At 67.9% G+C, this 2710-nt stretch carries 2 protein-coding genes and 2 pseudogenes; all 4 read right to left on the reverse strand.

All coding sequences use genetic code 11. From position 1 onward, the window contains the following. A pseudogene (locus ABNT58_RS27190) lies at positions 1-80 on the reverse strand (ABC transporter ATP-binding protein); the annotation flags it as partial. Continuing rightward, positions 74-868, reverse strand: coding sequence for an ABC transporter ATP-binding protein (locus tag ABNT58_RS27195; protein WP_348756501.1), 795 nt, complete (start codon positions 866-868; stop codon positions 74-76). The gene ABNT58_RS27195 and the pseudogene ABNT58_RS27190, both read right to left, overlap by 7 nt. Continuing rightward, entirely contained in the window at positions 865-2160 is a 1296-nt protein-coding gene (locus ABNT58_RS27200) for a branched-chain amino acid ABC transporter permease (protein WP_348756502.1), read from the reverse strand. The genes ABNT58_RS27195 and ABNT58_RS27200 overlap by 4 nt, the downstream gene beginning before the upstream one ends. Then, a pseudogene (locus ABNT58_RS27205) lies at positions 2160-2710 on the reverse strand (branched-chain amino acid ABC transporter permease); the annotation flags it as partial. The pseudogene ABNT58_RS27205 and the gene ABNT58_RS27200, both read right to left, overlap by 1 nt.

A 2710-nucleotide genomic window follows, 5' to 3' on the forward strand; every position in this document is an offset into this window, starting at 1 on the left:
CCCGGCTGCACCGTGAAGTTCACGCCATGCAGCACATGGCTCTTGCCGTAGAAGGCATGCAGGTCGGTCAGCTTCAGCATGCGCGCGCCTCCGCGGCCTGCGTCTCGGCCAGCACCGAGCCCAGGTAGGCCTCCTGCACGCGGGCATTGGCCCGCACCGCCTCCGGTGTGTCGAAGGCGATGACCTCGCCATACACCAGCACCGCGATCTTGTCGGCCAGACCGAACACCACGCCCATGTCGTGCTCCACCGTCAGCAGCGTCTTGCCCACCGTCACCTCGCGGATCAGCTCGATGAAGCGCCTGGTTTCGCTCTTGCTCATGCCGGCGGTGGGCTCGTCCAGCAGCACCACGTCGGCACCGCCGGCGATGGTGATGCCGATCTCCAGCGCGCGCTGCTCGGCATAGGTGAGGTTCATCGCCAGCGTGTCGCGCTTCTTGTGAAGGCGGATCATGTGCATCAGCTGCTCGGCGCGGTCGTTGGCATCGCGCAGCCGGCTCAGCGCCTTCCAGAAGGCGTAGCGGTGGCCCTGCGACCACAGCACCGCGCAGCGCAGGTTCTCGAACACGCTCAGGCGGTTGAACAGGTTGCTCACCTGGAAGCTGCGGGCCAGGCCGCGGCGGTTGATCTCGAAGGGCTCCAGCCCGTCGATGCGCTGGCCATGCAGCTTGATCTGCCCGCTGCTGGCGCCGAAGCGCCCGCTGATCAGGTTGAACAAGGTGCTCTTGCCCGCGCCGTTGGGGCCGATGATGGCCACCCGCTCACCCGGCTGCACCGCCAGGCTGGCACCGCGGATGATGGCCGTCTTGCCGAAGGACTTGTGCAGGTCCACCAGCTCCAGCGCCGGGGTATTCGCGGAGCCGCTCACAGCGCATCCTCCCGCCGGCGCAGCGTGCGCTCGATGTCGGTCTGCACCTCGGCCCACTGGTGGTTGAACTGGCGGCGGCTCAGCTCGAACAGGGCCACGCCCACCAGCATCACGAACACCGCGCCGAACCAGGTGTCGAAGCGCTCGATGTTGAGGGTGGCGCCCAGGTACTTGACGGTGGGGCCCAGGGCCGCGTCCAGCTGGAGGTGGTAGATCATCTCGACGATGGCGCCCGCCCCCGCCAGCACCACCAGCGCGGTGCCGCCCAGGGCCAGGTAGGCCGTCCACAGTTGGCGCAGGTGGCCGAAGGCGGCCACGCGCAGGTTCATCATCAGCAGGCTGGCAATGCCGCCCGGCGCATACATCACCATGAACAGGAACACCAGGCCCAGGTACAGCAGCCAGGCCTTGGTGAACTCCGACAGCAGCACCGTGGCCAGCACCATCAGCACCGCGCCGATGATGGGCCCGAAGAAGAAGGTGGCGCCGCCCAGGAAGGTGAACAGCAGGTAGGCGCCCGAGCGGGCCGCGCCCACCACCTCGGCGGTGGCGATCTCGAAGTTCAGCGCATACATGCCGCCCGACACCCCCGCGAAGAAGCCCGCGATGATGAAGGCGGTGTAGCGCACCCGCTGCGGGTTGTAGCCGATGAAGGCCACGCGCTCGGCGTTGTCGCGCACCGCATTGAGCATGCGGCCCAGCGGCGTGTGGGTGAAGGCGAACATCAGCGCCGTGCACACGAAGGTGTAGAAGGCCAGCAGGTAGTACACCTGGATCTGCGGCCCGAAGCTGATGCCCCACACCGGTTTGCCCACCACGCGGTTGCCGGCCACGCCGGCTTCGCCACCGAAGAACTCGGGCACCATCAGGCTCATCGCGAACACCAGCTCGGCCAGGCCCAGCGTGATCATCGCGAAGGGTGTGCCCGACTTGCGGGTGGTGACATAGCCCAGCAGCACCGCGAAGCACATGCCGGCCAGCCCGCCCACCAGCGGCAGCAGGCTCACCGGTATCGGCAACTGCCCGCCCGAGATGGCATTGAGCACATGGATGGCCACGTAGGCGCCCAGCCCGGTGTACACCGCATGCCCGAAGCTGAGCATGCCGCCCTGCCCCAGCAGCATGTTGTACGAGAGGCAGGCCACCACCGCAATGCCGATCTGCGACAGGATGGTGACGGCCAGGCTGCTGGCAAACAGCTTGGGCGCCAGCAACAGCAGCAGCGCAAAAGCGCCCCACACGAACCATCGGCCGACGTTGAGCGGCCGGAAATGGAATGGACGCTGGCTCATCAACCCTCCCGCGTGCCCAGCAGGCCCTTGGGCCGGAAGATGAGGATCAGCACCAGGAACAGGTACGGCAGGATGGGCGCCACCTGCGACACCGTCAGCCGCAGCAGCGAGTGCGAGGCCGCCTGCGCCCCCGGCTGCCAGCCCACCAGCCGCGCCAGGTCGAGCACCGAGTAATCGATGGCCACCGCGAAGGTCTGGATGACACCGATGAGCACCGAGGCCACGAAGGCCCCGGCCAGCGAGCCCATGCCGCCCACCACCACCACCACGAAGATCACCGAACCCACCGTGGCGGCCATGGCCGGCTCGGTGACGAAGGTGCTGCCGCCGATGACACCGGCCAGCCCGGCCAGTGCCGCGCCGGCGCCGAACACCAGCATGAACACACGCGGCACGTTGTGGCCCAGCGCCTCCACCATCTCGGGGTGCGTGAGCGCGCTCTGGATCACCAGCCCCACGCGGGTGCGGGTAAGCAGCAGCCACAGGCTGACCAGCATGGCCAGCGCCACCACCATCATGAAGCCGCGGGTGGCCGGGAACGGCGAACACA

The organism is uncultured Aquincola sp., from assembly GCF_964001545.1.
Classification (GTDB): Bacteria; Pseudomonadota; Gammaproteobacteria; order Burkholderiales; family Burkholderiaceae_C; genus Aquincola.

Excerpts from the sequence above, each read along its gene's own strand:
- ABNT58_RS27200 (WP_348756502.1), bottom strand. The coding sequence starts at position 2,160 with ATGAGCCAGCGTCCATTCCATTTCCGGCCGCTCAACGTCGGCCGATGG.